Origin of the sequence: Clostridium sp. (genome assembly GCF_040797585.1) — a bacterium.
GTDB lineage: Bacteria > Bacillota > Clostridia > Clostridiales > Clostridiaceae > Clostridium_Z.
Map to the genome: position 1 here is coordinate 1 of NZ_JBFNEO010000050.1, position 15,664 is coordinate 15,664.

Below are 15,664 nucleotides of genomic sequence, written 5' to 3' on the forward strand. Positions count from 1 at the left end.
CAGAGGATTCCATAGAGAATATAAAAATTGCAAGAAAACAAAAAAAGCTTATATAATCATAAACCCCTAATTTCTTAAATAAAATAAGATGAGAGGGGGATAGAATTATGAGTTTTTTTTGGATAGTATTATTAAGCTCCCTTATATCCCTTATTGGGACTATGATGGGAGCTTCTATTGGGACTTTTATTAAAAATCCATCAAAGAGGTTTATCGCATCTACCATGGCTTTTGCAGGAGGGCTCATGTTATCAGTGGTGGTTTTTGACTTAATACCAGAAGCAATAGAACAAGGAGGGTTTTTATATACTCTAGTATTTTATATTTTAGGTATGTTTATAATATATCTTATAGAAAAACTTGCTCATAGTAAGGATTCTTATTCAAAGATGGCGTTTATAACAGCCTTAGGATTAATGCTACATAACTTTCCAGAGGGCATAATAATGGGATGTAGCTTCTTAAGTGGAAAGAGTTTAGGAGTTAAAACAAGTATAATAATAGCTCTTCATGACGTTCCAGAAGGTCTTGCAGTTACAGTACCTCTAATGGCTAGTAATAAAAGTCTATTTAAAATATTATTGTATGTTTTTATTACAGCAGTTCCTACGGCTTTAGGAGCTTTAATAGGCGTACTTATAGGAAATGTATCACAAATTTTTCTTGGTATATGTTTAGCTTTAGCTTCAGGGATAATGATATATGTTGTTTTTGGAGAACTTATTCCAGAGTCTAATAAATTAAGTAGTGGAATAACAAATACAATAAGTGTACTGTTAGGAGTAACAATAGGATTATTATTAGTGAACGTAATGTAGATGAGGAGGAAAGGTTATGGATACTAAGGTATTTATCATGGAAGAAGGAAACATAGATATAAATAAAATTAAGCAGTGTGGTGACATAATAAAAAAAGGTGGAACAATAGCCTTTCCAACTGAAACAGTTTATGGTCTTGGAGCAAATGCTTTGGATTCTAATGCAGTAAAAAAAATATTTGAAGCAAAAGGAAGACCTCAAGATAATCCTTTGATAATCCATGTTCATAGCTTTAATATAGAGGATTTAGTGGAAGAAGTACCAGAGGTTTCAAAAGAACTTATGAAGAAATTTTTTCCGGGTCCTTTAACTATAATTTTTAAGAAGAAGCCTATAGTTCCAATGGAGACTAGTGCAGGCCTTGAAACCATAGGAATAAGAATGCCAGATAATGAAATAGCTTTAAAGCTTATAGAGGCTTCAGGAGTTCCAATAGCTGCACCATCAGCCAATATATCAGGAAGACCTAGTCCTACGGATATTTCTACCTGCATAATTGATCTTGATGGAAGGGTAGATGGAATCATAGGGGGAAGTAGTAGTAATGTTGGAGTTGAATCTACCATAATAGATTGTACTGTAGAGCCTCCTTGTGTATTAAGACCAGGTGGAGTAACTTTAGAGGAACTTAGAGAGGTACAAAAGAATATATACATAGATCCAGCTATAATGGAAAAGCCGAGGGTAGATTTTAAGCCAAAGGCTCCAGGAATGAAATATAGACACTATGCACCAAAGGCCCCTGTAAAAATAATTAAGGGAGATTTACAAAAAACTATTGAAAAAATAAATGAAATGGTGCAAAATTATATAGATAATAATAAAAGGGTAGGAATAATGGCTACAGATGAAACAAAAGAGTTTTATAAATCTGGAGAAGTCATATCTCTTGGAAGTAGAAATAATATGAATAACATAGCTAAGAATTTATTTTCTACTTTAAGATCCTTTGATAAATTAAAAGTGGATGTTATTTTAAGTGAAGCTTTTAGTGAGGAAGGCATAGGTCTTGCTATAATGAATAGACTAAATAAATCAGCAGGTTTTCATATAATAGAAATTTAAGGAGGAGTAAAATGAGAATATTATTTGTATGCACTGGTAACACTTGTAGAAGTCCTATGGCAGAAGCTATATTTAATTCTAAGTGTGATATATCAAATGATGTAAAGGCCTTATCTAGAGGTTTATCAATAGTTCCTAAAACTAAGGCTTCTCAGCACTCAACTACCTTAATTATGGAGAGCCTTCAGGTATCTATAGGGGATAGAGAAGCTATTCAGTTAGATGAGGATACACTAAAAGAAGTGGATTTAGTTTTAACTATGACATCTTATATAAGAGATGTATTAAAGTATAATTTTAAAGATATAGAAAGTAAGATATTTACTTTAAATGAATATGTCGGCGTAGAGGGTGATGTTTTAGACCCCTATGGTGGCAATAAAGCTATTTATAAAGATACTTATGATTCACTTTTAGAGTCCATAAATTTATTAATAAAGAAGATAAAAGAAGATAAAGATATTAAGGGATAATATCAGTATCTTTTTTTTTATAATATTCAGATATCTTAGGAGGTGTATGTTTTGAAAATAGCAATTGGAAGTGACCATGGTGGATTTAAATTAAAATCTGAAATAATAAAACATTTAGAAGCTAAGGGAATAGAATTAAAGGATTTTGGTACATATTCAGAGGAATCTTGTGATTATCCTGATATAGCCTTAGTTGTAGGAGAAAAGGTTTCAAATAAGGAGTTTGATTTTGGTATACTTATATGTGGAACTGGAATAGGAATAAGTATTGCTGCAAATAAGGTTAAGGGTGTAAGAGCTGCATTATGTTCTGATACTTTTAGTGCTCATGCAACAAGAGAACATAATAATGCTAATATTTTAGCATTAGGAGAGAGAGTGGTAGGACCAGGGCTTGCATTAGATATAGTTGATACTTTTCTAAATGCAGAGTTTCAAGGGGATAGACACATAAGAAGAATTGATAAAATAACAGATATAGAGAAAAAATACTCTAAATAATAATTTAGTTTAATTAGGAGGAATTTATAATGAGTAAGGTAACACAAATAGCACATCCATTAATACTTCATAAATTAGCATTCATAAGAGATAAAAACACAGGTTCTAAGGATTTTAGAGAACTTGTGGAAGAAGTAGCTATGCTTATGGCTTATGAAGTAACAAGAGATGTACAGATGAGTGAGATTGAAATAGAAACTCCAATATGTAAAGCTAAGTGTAAAGTACTTGCAGGAAAAAAGCTTGCTATAGTACCTATACTAAGAGCTGGTCTTGGAATGGTTGATGGTATGCTTAAGTTAATACCAGCAGCTAAGGTTGGACATATAGGATTATATAGAGATGAAGAAACTCTTCAACCAGTTGAGTATTTCTGTAAATTGCCACAAGATATCCATGAAAGAGATATAATTGTAGTAGATCCAATGTTAGCAACGGGCGGATCAGCTTCTGATGCTATAACTTTACTTAAACAAAAGGGTGCGAAGAGCATAAAACTTATGATTCTTGTAGCTGCTCCAGAAGGTTTAAAGGTTGTTATGGATAATCATCCAGATGTAGATATATATACAGGATCTATAGATGAAAAATTAAATGATGAAGGATATATAGTGCCTGGACTTGGAGATGCAGGAGACAGATTATTTGGAACAAAATAGTTTATAATATTTAATATAAAAATAGGAGTAGAGTTATTATCTGCTCCTATTTTGTTTCATAATATAATAGATAATAATTAAATTATTTATTAAAGTAGGATTTATAGATGTTACTTTTAATTACAAGTTGACTGTAGATTGTAATTTCTTCTTAGTTTACTTTGTTATATAATTAAGGTATAATTTAAATATTTGATATGTCTAAACCTTTACTGTAGAATAGATGAGTTAAGTTTTAAATTAGTACTTTTAGATTTAAAATTAACTTATAGATATACTTAATTAAAGCAAGAGATAAAACTAAAGGAGAGATCATATATGAGAAAAGATTGGGATACTTATTTTATGGATATAGCCTTTAAGGTTAAGGATAGAAGCACATGTCCAAGAAAAAAAGTTGGAGCTATAATTGTAAAAGATAAAAGAATAAAGTCTACCGGATATAATGGAAGCCCATCATCCTTAGATCATTGTGATGATGAAGGATGCTTAATGGTTAATAATCATTGCAGAAGAACCATCCATGCAGAAGTTAATGCAATAATAGAATCATCAAGAGATGAAAGAGAAGGGGCAACTATATATGTTACTGCAGAGCCGTGTATGGAATGTCAAAAGGTTATTATAGCTTCAGGAATAACTAGAGTGGTTTATGCTGAGGAATATAAGGCTGAATATAATTTCTTTAAAGATGCTAAATGGATTGAAGTTGTTCGTTTAAATAACTATAATGCGGAATAATAAATTAAATAGTTAGGAAGAAGAGTATATGAAAGATTTTACGTTAGCTATGATGGCCTTTCTAATAGCCTTCTCTATAACTCCTATTGTAAAAAAAGTAGCTTTTAAGCTTAATGCAGTAGATGTTCCTAAGGATTCAAGAAAGATACATAAAAAGCCAATTCCACTTTTAGGAGGAGTTGCTATATTTATAGCTTTTGCTTTAGTAGTTCTTTTGAATCCAAGAATTCTCTCCAGGGCAGAAATAGGAATTCTTATTGGAGCATTTATTATACTTATTGGAGGGGTTATAGATGACATAAAGGAGTTAAAGCCATGGCAAAAACTTTTATTTCAAATAGTTGCCACATTGGTTTTAATATATAATGGAGTATATATTAAATACATAACAAATCCTTTTCAAAATTTAGGAACAGAAATGCTTAATATAAAATTAATAGGTATACCTTTTACTATAATATGGGTAGTTGGGATAACCAATGCATTAAACCTAATAGATGGGCTTGATGGACTTGCAGCAGGGATAGGTTTTATATCTTCTGTAACTATATATATTGTAGCTATAATTGCAGACAGAGGAAATGGAGCTTTACTTACGGCTATTTTGTCAGGTGCAATTTTAGGATTCTTACCATATAATTTTAACCCGGCATCTATATTTATGGGAGATGCAGGGGCACAACTTTTAGGTTTTTTACTTGCAGCTATTTCTATGGAGGGAGCAGTAAAATCTGCTACAGCCTTTGCAGTAGCGGTACCTATTCTTGCCATAGGATTACCTATATATGACACAATATTTGCTATGATAAGAAGAAAAGTAAATGGAAAACCTATTATGGGTGCTGATAGAGGACATTTACATCACAGACTTTTGGATATAGGTTTATCCCAAAGGCAGAGTGTTATAATAATGTATCTTATAAGTGCTTGTCTTGGAGCCATAGCAATACTTGCTATGCAGATAAGTACTAAAAGATCTTACTTTTTATTAGCAGTTGTAATTTTAATAATAGTGCTTATAGCTTGGAGATGTGGTTTCTTTAAGAAAAAGGACTAAAGAACTAGGAGGATCATAATGGATAAAATTAAAATAATGACTATATTTGGAACAAGACCTGAGGCTATAAAAATGGCTCCCCTTGTTAAAGAACTTGAAAATAGGGAGGAAATAGAGTCATTAGTATGTGTAACTGCTCAGCATAGAGAAATGCTTGATCAAGTATTAAATTTATTTGATATAAAACCTCATTTTGATTTAAATATAATGAAAAACAAACAAAGTTTGACTGGAATTACTAGTAGGGTATTAGAAGGACTTGAGGAGATATTTGAAAAAGTAAAACCAGATATGATACTTGTTCATGGAGATACGACAACTACTTTTGGAGGAGCTCTAGCTGCTTTTTATAAGCAAATAAGAGTTGGTCATGTTGAAGCAGGACTTAGAACCTTTGATAAGTATTTTCCTTTCCCAGAGGAAATGAATAGAAAACTAACAGGATCTTTGGCAGATATACATTTTGCACCTACAGAAGGTTCTAAAAACAACCTTTTAAGAGAGGGCGTAAAAGAAAATGATATTTATATAACTGGTAATACTGTTATTGATGCAATGAAGGTTACTGTGGAAGAGGATTATATCTTTGAAAATGAAGAGTTAAATAAAATAGATTATAAAAATAAAAAGGTTATAATGGTTACCGCTCATAGAAGGGAAAACTGGGGAGAAGGTATAGATAATATATGTAAAGCGCTAAGAAGCATAGTTGAAAAAAATGAAGATGTTGAGTTAGTATACTTAGTTCATTTGAATCCTGTAGTAAAAGATGTGGTTTATAAACATTTAAGTGGAAATGAAAGAGTCCATCTTCTATCTCCACTTGATACAAAGGAAACCCATAACCTTATGGATAAATGTTTTATGGTTATGACAGATTCAGGAGGACTTCAAGAGGAGGCACCTCACCTTGGAAAGCCAGTTCTAGTTTTAAGAAATGTAACAGAAAGACCAGAAGCTGTTAAGGCTGGGACTGTAAAGCTATGTGGAACAGATATTGAAGTTATAGTAAAAGAAGCAAATGCTTTAATAAATAATGAAGAAGAATACAAGTCCATGAGTAAAGCAATAAACCCTTATGGAGATGGTTTTGCTTCTAAAAGAATTTGTGATGCTATACTTAAGTACTATGGTAGAAACAATGAAGATGTAGAGGAATTTCAAGTAAAATATATAAATGAGTAAATATATCCATTTATATATTCTATTTTTAATAGTTAAGTGTTATAATAAAGTAAGAGTTAAGAAATTTCTTAGCTCTTACTTTAAAAAATAAATTTTCTTAATATTTAAAACATAAAAAATAATTCAAATAAACTAAAATGGTAGACATATTGTATATGTCTAAACTTAAAAAAAAGTATGTTAAAAAAATATCAATAAAATCTTAAAGTTGGGGGTTAAATAAATGAGAGAAGTATTTATAGTTAGTGGAGTCAGAACAGCTATAGGAGCCTTTGGAGGAGGACTTAAGGATGTTCCGGCAGTTGATTTGGGAGCTTTAGTTATTAAAGAAGCATTAAATAGAGCGGGAATAAAAGGTGAAGAAGTTAACGAAGTTATAATGGGAAATGTTCTTCAAGGGGGTCTTGGTCAAAATCCAGCAAGACAGGCTGCGGTGAAAGCAGGTCTTCCAGAAGAAGTTTCTGCAATGACAATAAATAAAGTTTGTGGATCTGGTCTTAGAGCTGTAAGTCTTGCAGCTCAAATGATACTTGCAGGAGATTGTGATGTAGTTGTTGCAGGTGGTATGGAGAATATGTCAAGAGCTCCTTTTGTTCTTGATAGTGCAAGATGGGGACAAAGAATGGGAAATGGTACCATGGTTGATGAGATGATAAAAGATGGGCTATGGGATGCTTTTAATGATTATCATATGGGAATAACAGCAGAGAACATAGCAGAAAAATGGGAGATATCAAGGGAAGAGCAGGATAAATTTGCTGTTGAATCTCAGTTAAAGGCTGAAAGAGCTATAAAGAATGGAGAATTTAAAGAAGAGATAGTACCAGTAGTGATTCCTCAAAGAAAAGGTGATCCTATAATTTTTGATACAGATGAATTTCCTAAGTTTGGATCAAGTTTTGAGAAAATAAGCAAATTAAGACCTGCCTTTAAGAAAGGTGGAACAGTTACAGCAGCTAATGCCTCAGGAATAAATGATGGTGCAGCAGTAGTGGTGGTTATGAGCAAAGAAAAAGTTGAAGAGCTTAAATTAACACCTTTAGCTAAAATAGTATCTTATGGATCAAAGGGGCTAGATCCATCAATAATGGGGTACGGACCAGTAGCATCTTCAAAGGAAGCTTTAAAGAAAGCTAATTTAAACATTGAAGATATAGATATAATAGAGGCAAATGAGGCTTTTGCAGCTCAAAGTTTAGCTGTAGCTAGAGATTTGAAATTAGATATGGAAAAGGTTAACCTAAATGGAGGAGCTATAGCACTTGGACATCCAATAGGAGCATCAGGAGCTAGAATATTAGTTACCTTACTTCACATAATGAAGAAAAAGGATGCTAAGAGAGGGTTAGCTACTCTTTGTATAGGTGGAGGAATGGGAACAGCTCTTATAGTAGAAAGATAATAAATAATAGAAAATTTTTATAAAGTAGTAAAAGATATAATCCTAGATTTTTTTAAGATCTAGGATTATATTTTTCTTCATTTTTAGAATAAGCCCATTAGTTTGGGGAAACTTAAATATATGTTAATTATTTATTTAAAAAAAATATATATTATACATAAAAAGATTAGTATAAAATCATCCTAATACCCTGTATATAAAGGTTTATATATAAAATAAAATTAAATAATTGCATAATTTATGTAAAAGTTATGCAACACTATATTGTAATGTTAATTAAACATCTTATAAAAAGCTATACAATTGGAGTGAAAAACGTTTTAATAGGACTTATATATTGGTATAGAAAGAATTGAAAGAAAGGAATTCGAAAAAATAAATTTAGAATTTTCTAAAAAAAGAATGATAACTGTTCAAGATATTTGCAAGTAATGTAAACATGAATGTCAGAGAGATATTTAGACTAATCATAATAAAAAATACTTAAAATGAGGAGAAATTGAGCAATAACAAGAAATATCAACGAATATTAGGTTTTATTCATAGGATAAGCTATTATATAATGAACAAGTAACAGAGCAAGGGGGAGAAAATGCAAAAAGAGGTAAAGAATCTTATAAGTGTAGTTATGAAATATGACATAAGTATAGCTTTCATTACCGCGCTGGTAATAGCTATATTATATAATATAGCTTATTCATTTGTATTTATATTAGGTCTAATTATAGGATTATTAAATTTCATTGTTAATTCAATGACATTAGACTATATTCTAACTAAAAAAGGAAAAAGTCCAATTTTAAATTTAGTAAGCCTTTTTTTAAGAAGTTCTATTATATGTTTAATAGGAATAATTCTTTTTACATATAATAAATATTATTTGATAGTATACATAATTGGTGCAATAAGTCATTTTATTGGAATATTTTTATATGCTATCAAGATTAAAAAATAGATTAAGAGGGGAAGTGATTATTTGGGAGCAGTAGAAAGTCTTTATTCTTTTGATATTGGAGGATTAACCTTTAATATAACCCCCTACTTAGTTATACAGTGGGTGATAATTCTAATCATAGCTTTTATATCACTCTGGTTAACTAGAAGTCTAAAAGAAATTCCAGGTAAAAAACAAAATGTTGCAGAATTATTTGTTGAATCAGTTACAAAGGTTGTATCTGAAAATATGGGAGAAAATTTTGTAGGTTTTGTACCTTTCATAGGAGCATTAGGTATATATTTATTATCTATGAATATGACTGGATTATTTGGAGTAGCTCCACCAACGAAAGATTATAGTGTTGCCCTTAGTGTAGCAGCAATAAGCTTTATAGTAATTCAAGCTTATGCAATTAAAAAATTAGGAATAATACATTACTTTACTGGATATGCTAAACCTTTTGCTTTTATGTTACCACTTAATATTATGGAGAGAATCATGCTTCCTCTATCTTTAAGTTTAAGATTATTTGGAAATATGCTTTCAGCAACCATAATAATGGAGCTTTTATATGAGGCCTTAGGCCACGTATCATGGATTGCACAAATTGGAATACCAGTCCCACTACATTTTTATTTTGATATTTTTGATGGAACAATTCAAATGGTTATATTTGTTATGTTAACAATGATAAATATTAAATTGTCAGTAGAGCATTAAAATTAAAACATGTATTTTTAAGGAGGAATTATTTATGAATCAATATTTTGTATTAGGAATGTCAGCATTAGCAGCAGGATTAGCTGTTCTTACAGGAATAGGAGCTGGAATAGGAATAGGAAATGCAACTGGTAAGGCAGTTGAAGGAATATCAAGACAACCAGAGGCATCAGGTAAAATAACATCTGCATTAATTATAGGTGCTGGTTTCGCGGAAGCAACAGCTATATATGGATTATTGGTATCTATATTATTAATTTTCGTAGGATTAAAGTAAAATATTAGATTTTCAATTAGCTACTTTACTCATGTAGTAAAGTAGCTAACTATTAATTTTATAGGCAGATAAAAGCCTGAAAGGAGGCTTATAAGTATAGTATGGGAGAAATATTTGCACCTGATATGTTATTTTATATAATTAACTTTGTAATTCTCTACTTAGTTCTTAAATATTTGTTATTTGATAGAGTCAAGGAAATAATGGAAAGTAGAAAAGAAAAAGTAGTGAGTGATATAAATTCTGCTAAGTTAAATAGAGAGCAAGCAGAAAAGCTTATTGAAGAAGGTAAGTTAGAGCTTAAAAAGGTTAAGGAACAAGGTAAGGGACTTACTAAAACCTATAAAACTAAAGCAGAAAGCTTATATGATGAGATAGTTGGAGATGCAAAAAAAGAAGCAGATGCTATTTTAGAAAGAGCTAAAATTGAAATAGATAGAGAAAAGCATAAAGCAGAAGATCAAATAAAGAGTCAATCAGTAAATCTTGCCATAGAGATGGCATCTAAGGCATTACAGGATTCCTTAGATAAGGAAAGTCATAAAAAGCTTATAGATGATTTTATAGCCAGGGTAGGTAATTAGTAATGTATGAATATTTAGACAGAAGATATGCTTTGGCTCTTTATCAAGTTGCAGAGGAAAAAGGAAAGGTTGAAGAGTATCTACAGGATTTAAGAGAAATTGTAGATACAATAGAAAATAGTGAGGATTTTAAGCAAATCATAAGACATCCTCAAATAACAACCACAAGAAAAAAACAAACATTTATAAAAATTTTCAAAAGCCATATAGATGAAGAATTGCTATCTTTTTTACTTATATTAATAGAAAAAGATAGAATATTATATTTAAAAGAAAAGCTTATAGAAATGGAGAAAATCCATTTAGAAAGACATAATAAGCTTGAGGCATTGATTAAAAGTGTGATTCCTTTAGATGATAATCAAAAAGAATTACTAAAACAAAAGCTAAATATAATGTATGACAAAGAAATAATACTAAAAGAGGAATTAGATAATTCTATTTTAGGTGGCTTATATGTTAGAGTAGGAAATGATGTTATTGATGGAACAATCAAATCTAAGTTAGGTGAGATGAAGAAGCTAGCACTGAGCAGAGAATAGAGGTGAAAGGTATGAATATAAAGCCAGAAGAGATTACTTCTATTATAAGAAGTGAGATACAAAGATATGAAAAGAAAATAGAAACCATAGACTCTGGTACTATAGTGCAAATAGGTGATGGTATATCAAGGGTTTATGGATTAGATGATTGTATGGAAGGGGAACTTTTAGAGTTTCCAAATGGAGTATATGGAATGGCCCTAAACCTTGAACAGGATAATGTAGGTTGCGTTCTTTTAGGACCAGAAAAGGGAATAAAAGAAGGGGATATAGTAAAGCGAACTGGCAAAATTGTTGAAGTACCAGTAGGTGAGGCTCTTATAGGTAGAGTTGTTGATTCCCTCGGAAACCCTATAGATGATAAGGGTCCTATAAAATCATCAGGAGTACGTGAGATAGAAGTCCCAGCTCCAGGGGTTATAGAAAGACAATCGGTTAAGGAACCATTACAAACAGGAATAAAAGCTATTGATTCTATGATACCTATAGGTAAAGGACAGAGAGAGCTTATAATAGGGGATAGACAAACAGGTAAAACTGCCCTAGCTTTAGATGCAATTCTTAACCAAAAAGGTAAGGATGTTATATGTATATACGTAGCTATAGGTCAGAAGCAATCCACTGTTGCTCATATAGTTAACACTCTTACAGAAATGGGAGCTATGGATTATACAATAGTAGTAGCATCTACAGCATCAGATACAGCACCACTACAGTTTATAGCTCCTTATGCAGGATGTAGTATGGGTGAATATTTCATGAATAAGGGTAAAGATGTACTAATAATATATGATGATCTTTCAAAGCATGCTGTTGCTTATAGAACAATGTCATTATTACTTAGGAGACCACCAGGAAGAGAAGCTTACCCAGGAGATGTATTCTTTATTCACTCAAGACTTCTTGAAAGAGCAGCAAGGCTATCACAAAAACTTGGAGGAGGATCTTTAACAGCTCTTCCAATAATAGAAACCTTAGCAGGAGACGTTACAGCTTATATACCAACTAACGTTATATCAATAACAGATGGACAGATATTCCTTGAGGCTGAACTATTCCACGGAGGATTAAAACCAGCAGTTAATGCAGGTATATCAGTTTCAAGAGTTGGAGGAAATGCACAAATTAAAGCTATGAAACAAGTTTCAGGAACATTAAGACTTGAACTTGCTCAATATAGAGAATTGGCAGCCTTTGCTCAATTTGGATCAGACCTTGATAAGGAAGCTAAGAAGAGGCTAGAAAAGGGTAAGAGATTAATAGAAATATTAAAACAAGATCAATATGAACCTATGCCAGTAGAAAAGCAAATAATGATACTTTATGCTGGAGTTAATGATCATTTAATGGATATACCAGTATCTAGAATAAGAAAATTTGAGAGAGAGTTATTAGAGTATATGGATACGCATCATAGAGAACTTGGAAAATCAATAGTAGAAGTAGGAACTTTAACTGATGAATTAAAGTCCAAATTAGATGAGTCTATAGCTGAATTTAAGAAAATCTTTATAGCTTAGGCTTTTAGGAGGTGATAATGTGGCAGGAGCAGGACTTATTGCAATTAAGAGAAGAATTAAGTCTGTAACTAATACCAAGAAAATAACAAAGGCTATGGGATTGGTTGCCACATCCAAGTTAAAAAGAAGTAGAGGGAGAATGGCTATAGTTGAGGAATATCATAATAGCTTAGAGAAAACAACAGAAACCATACTTAATGCCCTTGAAACTAAGGATCACTCTTTCATAAAAGGAAATAAATCAGATAAAAAGCTTTATATTATTTTGACTTCAGATACAGGTCTTTGTGGAGGATATAATGGTTTAATTATATCCTCTGCCATTGAGAGTATAAGGGAAGATAGAGAAAACTCCCTTATAATAATTGTAGGTCAGAAGGGAAGAGGATATATTAAAAAATCTTCAATAGATACAATAGCAGAATATGTGGAAATACCAGATATACCTACTATAAAGGAATCAGGAACCTTATTTAACCATGCTATTAAGCTATATAATAATGAAGAGGTTGGGGAAGTAAATGTTGTTTATAATAAATTTATTTCTCCAGTAAAACAACTTCCAGTAGTGGAGAGAATTCTTCCATTAAGTGTAGGAGAAGCGGAATTTAAGGATAACTTAATAATAGAACCTTCTCCAAAGGCTATAGCTGAAGAGGTTATGCTAATGTATTTAAAAAGTAAGATTTATCTGTGTATGATGAGTGGTAAATGTAGTGAACATTCTGCTAGAATGACTGCAATGGATGGAGCAACAAAGAACGCCAATGATATATTAGATAAGCTTAAGTTACAATATAACAGAATAAGACAAAGTGCTATAACTCAAGAAATATCAGAGATAGTTGGTGGAGCAGAAGCACAAAAGTAGTTAGGAGGAAAAGTTATGCCTGGTCATATAGGAAAGGTTGTACAGGTTATAGGACCTGTTATAGATATAAAATTTGAATCCGATTGTCTTCCTAATATATTGAATGCTATAGAGATAAAGATGGAAGATAATAAGGTTATTATAGCTGAAGTAGAACAACACGTTGGAGATGACATAGTAAGATGTATAGGTATGGAATCTACCGAAGGATTAAGAAGGGGAATGGATGCTGAGGATACAGGTAAGCCTATAAGTGTACCAGTAGGAGATGAGGTATTAGGAAGACTATTTAATGTATTAGGTAAACCTATAGATGAAAAGGGTGAGTTTAAGTCAGAACAATACTATACTATACACAGACCAGCGCCTACATTTGCAGATCAAGCAGTTGAACCAGAAATGTTCGAAACAGGTATAAAGGTTATAGATCTTCTAGCACCTTATCAAAAAGGTGGTAAGATAGGATTATTTGGTGGAGCCGGAGTTGGTAAGACAGTTCTTATACAAGAACTTATAAATAATATAGCTAGAGAACATGGTGGACTTTCTGTATTTACAGGAGTTGGAGAGAGAACAAGAGAAGGTAATGATCTTTACCATGAAATGAATGACTCTGGAGTTATAGAGAAAACAGCCCTAGTATTTGGTCAAATGAATGAGCCACCTGGAGCAAGAATGAGAGTTGCTTTAACAGGACTTACTATGGCGGAATACTTTAGAGATAAAGGTCAAGACGTGCTTTTATTCATAGATAACATATTTAGATTTACTCAAGCGGGTTCAGAGGTTTCAGCTTTGCTTGGAAGAATACCTAGTGCAGTTGGTTATCAACCAACCCTTGCAACTGAAATGGGAGCTCTTCAGGAGAGAATTACCTCTACTAAGAGTGGATCTATAACATCAGTTCAAGCAGTATATGTTCCAGCAGACGACTTAACAGATCCAGCACCAGCTACAACTTTCAGTCACTTAGATGCCACAACAGTTTTATCAAGATCTATAGCAGAGCTTGGTATATATCCAGCAGTGGAGCCTCTTGAATCAACTTCAAGAATTTTAGATCCAAGAGTTATTGGAAGAGAACATTATGATGTTGCAAATAAGGTAAAAAATGTTCTTGAAAGATATAAAGAACTTCAAGATATAATAGCTATTCTTGGGGTAGATGAGTTATCAGAAGAGGATAAGCAGGTGGTATCTAGAGCAAGAAAGATTCAAAGATTCTTGTCTCAGCCATTTACAGTAGCAGAACAATTTACTGGAATGCAAGGTAAGTTTGTACCTGTTAAAGAAACTGTAAGAGGATTTAAAGAGATATTAGAAGGAAAGTATGATGATTTATCAGAATCAGCATTCTTATTTGTTGGAACTATTGAGGAAGCTGTAGAGAAAGCTAAGAAGTTAATGGCTGAATAGTTTTTAAGGATGTGATTTTATGGAGAAGTATCTAAACCTAAATATAATAACTCCTGAAAATAAAGTTTTTCAAGGAGAAGTTAAAAAAGTATTTGTAGAGAGTATAGATGGTAAAATTCAAATTTTGCCTAGTCATATAGATATGATTACATTATTAAAACCAACTATAACTGAAATAGTTAGTAAAGATGGTGAAGGAAAAAAACTATTTACTTCTAATGGAATAATAAGAATTTCTAATGGCAATATATATATAAATTGTGATGCTGCAGAATGGCCAGAAGAAATAGATAGGGAAAGAGCAACTAGAGCTAAAGAGAGAGCAGAGGAAAGATTAAAGTCTAAGGATAATATAGATACTAAAAGAGCAGAATCAGCTCTTTATAGAGCTTTAACTAGGCTTTCAATAGCTTAGTTAATTCTCTAATATGAATAAGCTAACTTTTTGTACTAGTTAAGCTGTTCTATGGAGATTATTAGTCTTTAGCAATTGAATTTTTGTACTGTAGAACTTTAAGCATAGAACTTATATATCTATAATTACTTTAAAATTTAACTAGTACCTTAGATTAAGGTAAGCAATTAAAACAATAATTATAAAAAGCTTGTTTTAGATAAACTTTAAAATTTATCTAAAGCAAGCAAACTTAAAAAGCTTGCTTTTTAAGTTTAATGCATATTATATGTACTTTAATCTATTTTTAGTTTAAAAAAGTTTTAGTAGCTATGCACACTTTTCATAAAAAGTTATATATTAATAATATATTTCATTATATTACAAGTAATTACATTTGAAAGTATATAATGGAATTTTATGGTCATAATATAAGGTGGAAGAGAGGGGATAATATGAGAGTTAAATTAAGTATTTTAATTATTATAGCATTACTTTCTA

At 31.5% G+C, this 15,664-nt stretch carries 18 protein-coding genes; all 18 read left to right on the top strand.

The genetic code is table 11. The annotated features are described in order from the left end of the window. Nucleotides 1-107: 107 nt before the first annotated feature. The 18 genes from AB2369_RS05100 (at nt 108) to AB2369_RS05185 (ending at nt 15,184) form a co-directional block, all read left to right on the top strand. On the top strand, nt 108-818 hold the full coding sequence (locus tag AB2369_RS05100; protein ID WP_367665403.1) for a ZIP family metal transporter: 711 nt from the start codon (nt 108-110) through the stop codon (nt 816-818). 16 nt (nt 819-834) lie between these two features. Next, complete coding sequence (locus tag AB2369_RS05105) at nt 835-1,884, top strand: L-threonylcarbamoyladenylate synthase (protein WP_367665404.1); 1,050 nt, start codon at nt 835-837, stop codon at nt 1,882-1,884. An 11-nt stretch (nt 1,885-1,895) separates the two neighbouring features. Next, complete coding sequence (locus AB2369_RS05110) at nt 1,896-2,357, top strand: low molecular weight protein arginine phosphatase (protein WP_367665405.1); 462 nt, start codon at nt 1,896-1,898, stop codon at nt 2,355-2,357. Between the two features lie 51 nt (nt 2,358-2,408). After that, nucleotides 2,409-2,858, top strand: coding sequence for a ribose 5-phosphate isomerase B (gene rpiB / locus AB2369_RS05115; protein WP_367665406.1), 450 nt, complete (start codon nt 2,409-2,411; stop codon nt 2,856-2,858). 29 nt (nt 2,859-2,887) lie between these two features. Then, nucleotides 2,888-3,517 carry a uracil phosphoribosyltransferase gene (gene upp, locus AB2369_RS05120; RefSeq protein ID WP_367665407.1) on the top strand — a complete coding sequence of 210 codons (630 nt, stop codon included), beginning with the start codon at nt 2,888-2,890 and terminating at the stop codon, nt 3,515-3,517. Between the two features lie 318 nt (nt 3,518-3,835). After that, nucleotides 3,836-4,258, top strand: a complete 423-nt coding sequence (locus AB2369_RS05125) for a cytidine/deoxycytidylate deaminase family protein (protein WP_367665408.1) — start codon at nt 3,836-3,838, stop codon at nt 4,256-4,258. Between the two features lie 28 nt (nt 4,259-4,286). Further along, the gene (locus AB2369_RS05130; RefSeq protein ID WP_367665409.1) at nt 4,287-5,315 is read left to right on the top strand and encodes an MraY family glycosyltransferase; all 1,029 of its coding nucleotides are present in this window, start codon (nt 4,287-4,289) and stop codon (nt 5,313-5,315) included. Nucleotides 5,316-5,333: 18 nt separating this feature from the next. Further along, nucleotides 5,334-6,500: a non-hydrolyzing UDP-N-acetylglucosamine 2-epimerase gene (gene wecB, locus AB2369_RS05135; protein WP_367665410.1), complete on the top strand. Its 1,167-nt coding sequence runs from the start codon at nt 5,334-5,336 to the stop codon at nt 6,498-6,500. A gap of 223 nt (nt 6,501-6,723) precedes the next feature. Next, a complete protein-coding gene (locus tag AB2369_RS05140; protein ID WP_367665411.1) occupies nt 6,724-7,902 on the top strand; it encodes an acetyl-CoA C-acetyltransferase in 1,179 nt (392 codons plus the stop codon). Nucleotides 7,903-8,494: 592 nt separating this feature from the next. Beyond that, nucleotides 8,495-8,857: an ATP synthase subunit I gene (locus tag AB2369_RS05145; protein WP_367665412.1), complete on the top strand. Its 363-nt coding sequence runs from the start codon at nt 8,495-8,497 to the stop codon at nt 8,855-8,857. 21 nt (nt 8,858-8,878) lie between these two features. Further along, nucleotides 8,879-9,559: a F0F1 ATP synthase subunit A gene (locus AB2369_RS05150; RefSeq protein WP_367665413.1), complete on the top strand. Its 681-nt coding sequence runs from the start codon at nt 8,879-8,881 to the stop codon at nt 9,557-9,559. Nucleotides 9,560-9,593: 34 nt separating this feature from the next. Then, nucleotides 9,594-9,836 (top strand): ATP synthase F0 subunit C, encoded by a 243-nt coding sequence (atpE, locus tag AB2369_RS05155; protein ID WP_367665414.1) that lies wholly within the window; start codon nt 9,594-9,596, stop codon nt 9,834-9,836. A 101-nt stretch (nt 9,837-9,937) separates the two neighbouring features. Then, complete coding sequence (locus AB2369_RS05160) at nt 9,938-10,420, top strand: F0F1 ATP synthase subunit B (RefSeq protein ID WP_367665415.1); 483 nt, start codon at nt 9,938-9,940, stop codon at nt 10,418-10,420. 2 nt (nt 10,421-10,422) lie between these two features. Next, the gene (locus tag AB2369_RS05165; protein WP_367665416.1) at nt 10,423-10,962 is read left to right on the top strand and encodes a F0F1 ATP synthase subunit delta; all 540 of its coding nucleotides are present in this window, start codon (nt 10,423-10,425) and stop codon (nt 10,960-10,962) included. Between the two features lie 11 nt (nt 10,963-10,973). After that, the gene (atpA, locus tag AB2369_RS05170) at nt 10,974-12,482 is read left to right on the top strand and encodes a F0F1 ATP synthase subunit alpha (protein ID WP_367665417.1); all 1,509 of its coding nucleotides are present in this window, start codon (nt 10,974-10,976) and stop codon (nt 12,480-12,482) included. Nucleotides 12,483-12,501: 19 nt separating this feature from the next. Continuing rightward, the gene (gene atpG / locus AB2369_RS05175) at nt 12,502-13,353 is read left to right on the top strand and encodes an ATP synthase F1 subunit gamma (protein WP_367665418.1); all 852 of its coding nucleotides are present in this window, start codon (nt 12,502-12,504) and stop codon (nt 13,351-13,353) included. 15 nt (nt 13,354-13,368) lie between these two features. After that, a complete protein-coding gene (gene atpD / locus AB2369_RS05180; protein WP_367665419.1) occupies nt 13,369-14,769 on the top strand; it encodes a F0F1 ATP synthase subunit beta in 1,401 nt (466 codons plus the stop codon). A 19-nt stretch (nt 14,770-14,788) separates the two neighbouring features. Continuing rightward, entirely contained in the window at nt 14,789-15,184 is a 396-nt protein-coding gene (locus AB2369_RS05185) for a F0F1 ATP synthase subunit epsilon (RefSeq protein WP_367665420.1), read from the top strand. The last annotated feature ends 480 nt before the right edge of the window (nt 15,185-15,664 follow it).

Coding starts and splice junctions, on each gene's coding strand:
- AB2369_RS05100 (WP_367665403.1), top strand. CDS start 108: ATGAGTTTTTTTTGGATAGTATTATTAAGCTCCCTTATATCCCTTATT.
- AB2369_RS05105 (WP_367665404.1), top strand. CDS start 835: ATGGATACTAAGGTATTTATCATGGAAGAAGGAAACATAGATATAAAT.
- atpD (WP_367665419.1), top strand. CDS start 13,369: ATGCCTGGTCATATAGGAAAGGTTGTACAGGTTATAGGACCTGTTATA.
- AB2369_RS05110 (WP_367665405.1), top strand. CDS start 1,896: ATGAGAATATTATTTGTATGCACTGGTAACACTTGTAGAAGTCCTATG.
- AB2369_RS05145 (WP_367665412.1), top strand. CDS start 8,495: ATGCAAAAAGAGGTAAAGAATCTTATAAGTGTAGTTATGAAATATGAC.
- AB2369_RS05130 (WP_367665409.1), top strand. CDS start 4,287: ATGAAAGATTTTACGTTAGCTATGATGGCCTTTCTAATAGCCTTCTCT.
- wecB (WP_367665410.1), top strand. CDS start 5,334: ATGGATAAAATTAAAATAATGACTATATTTGGAACAAGACCTGAGGCT.
- atpE (WP_367665414.1), top strand. CDS start 9,594: ATGAATCAATATTTTGTATTAGGAATGTCAGCATTAGCAGCAGGATTA.
- AB2369_RS05165 (WP_367665416.1), top strand. CDS start 10,423: ATGTATGAATATTTAGACAGAAGATATGCTTTGGCTCTTTATCAAGTT.
- upp (WP_367665407.1), top strand. CDS start 2,888: ATGAGTAAGGTAACACAAATAGCACATCCATTAATACTTCATAAATTA.
- atpA (WP_367665417.1), top strand. CDS start 10,974: ATGAATATAAAGCCAGAAGAGATTACTTCTATTATAAGAAGTGAGATA.
- AB2369_RS05185 (WP_367665420.1), top strand. CDS start 14,789: ATGGAGAAGTATCTAAACCTAAATATAATAACTCCTGAAAATAAAGTT.
- AB2369_RS05160 (WP_367665415.1), top strand. CDS start 9,938: ATGGGAGAAATATTTGCACCTGATATGTTATTTTATATAATTAACTTT.
- AB2369_RS05140 (WP_367665411.1), top strand. CDS start 6,724: ATGAGAGAAGTATTTATAGTTAGTGGAGTCAGAACAGCTATAGGAGCC.
- AB2369_RS05125 (WP_367665408.1), top strand. CDS start 3,836: ATGAGAAAAGATTGGGATACTTATTTTATGGATATAGCCTTTAAGGTT.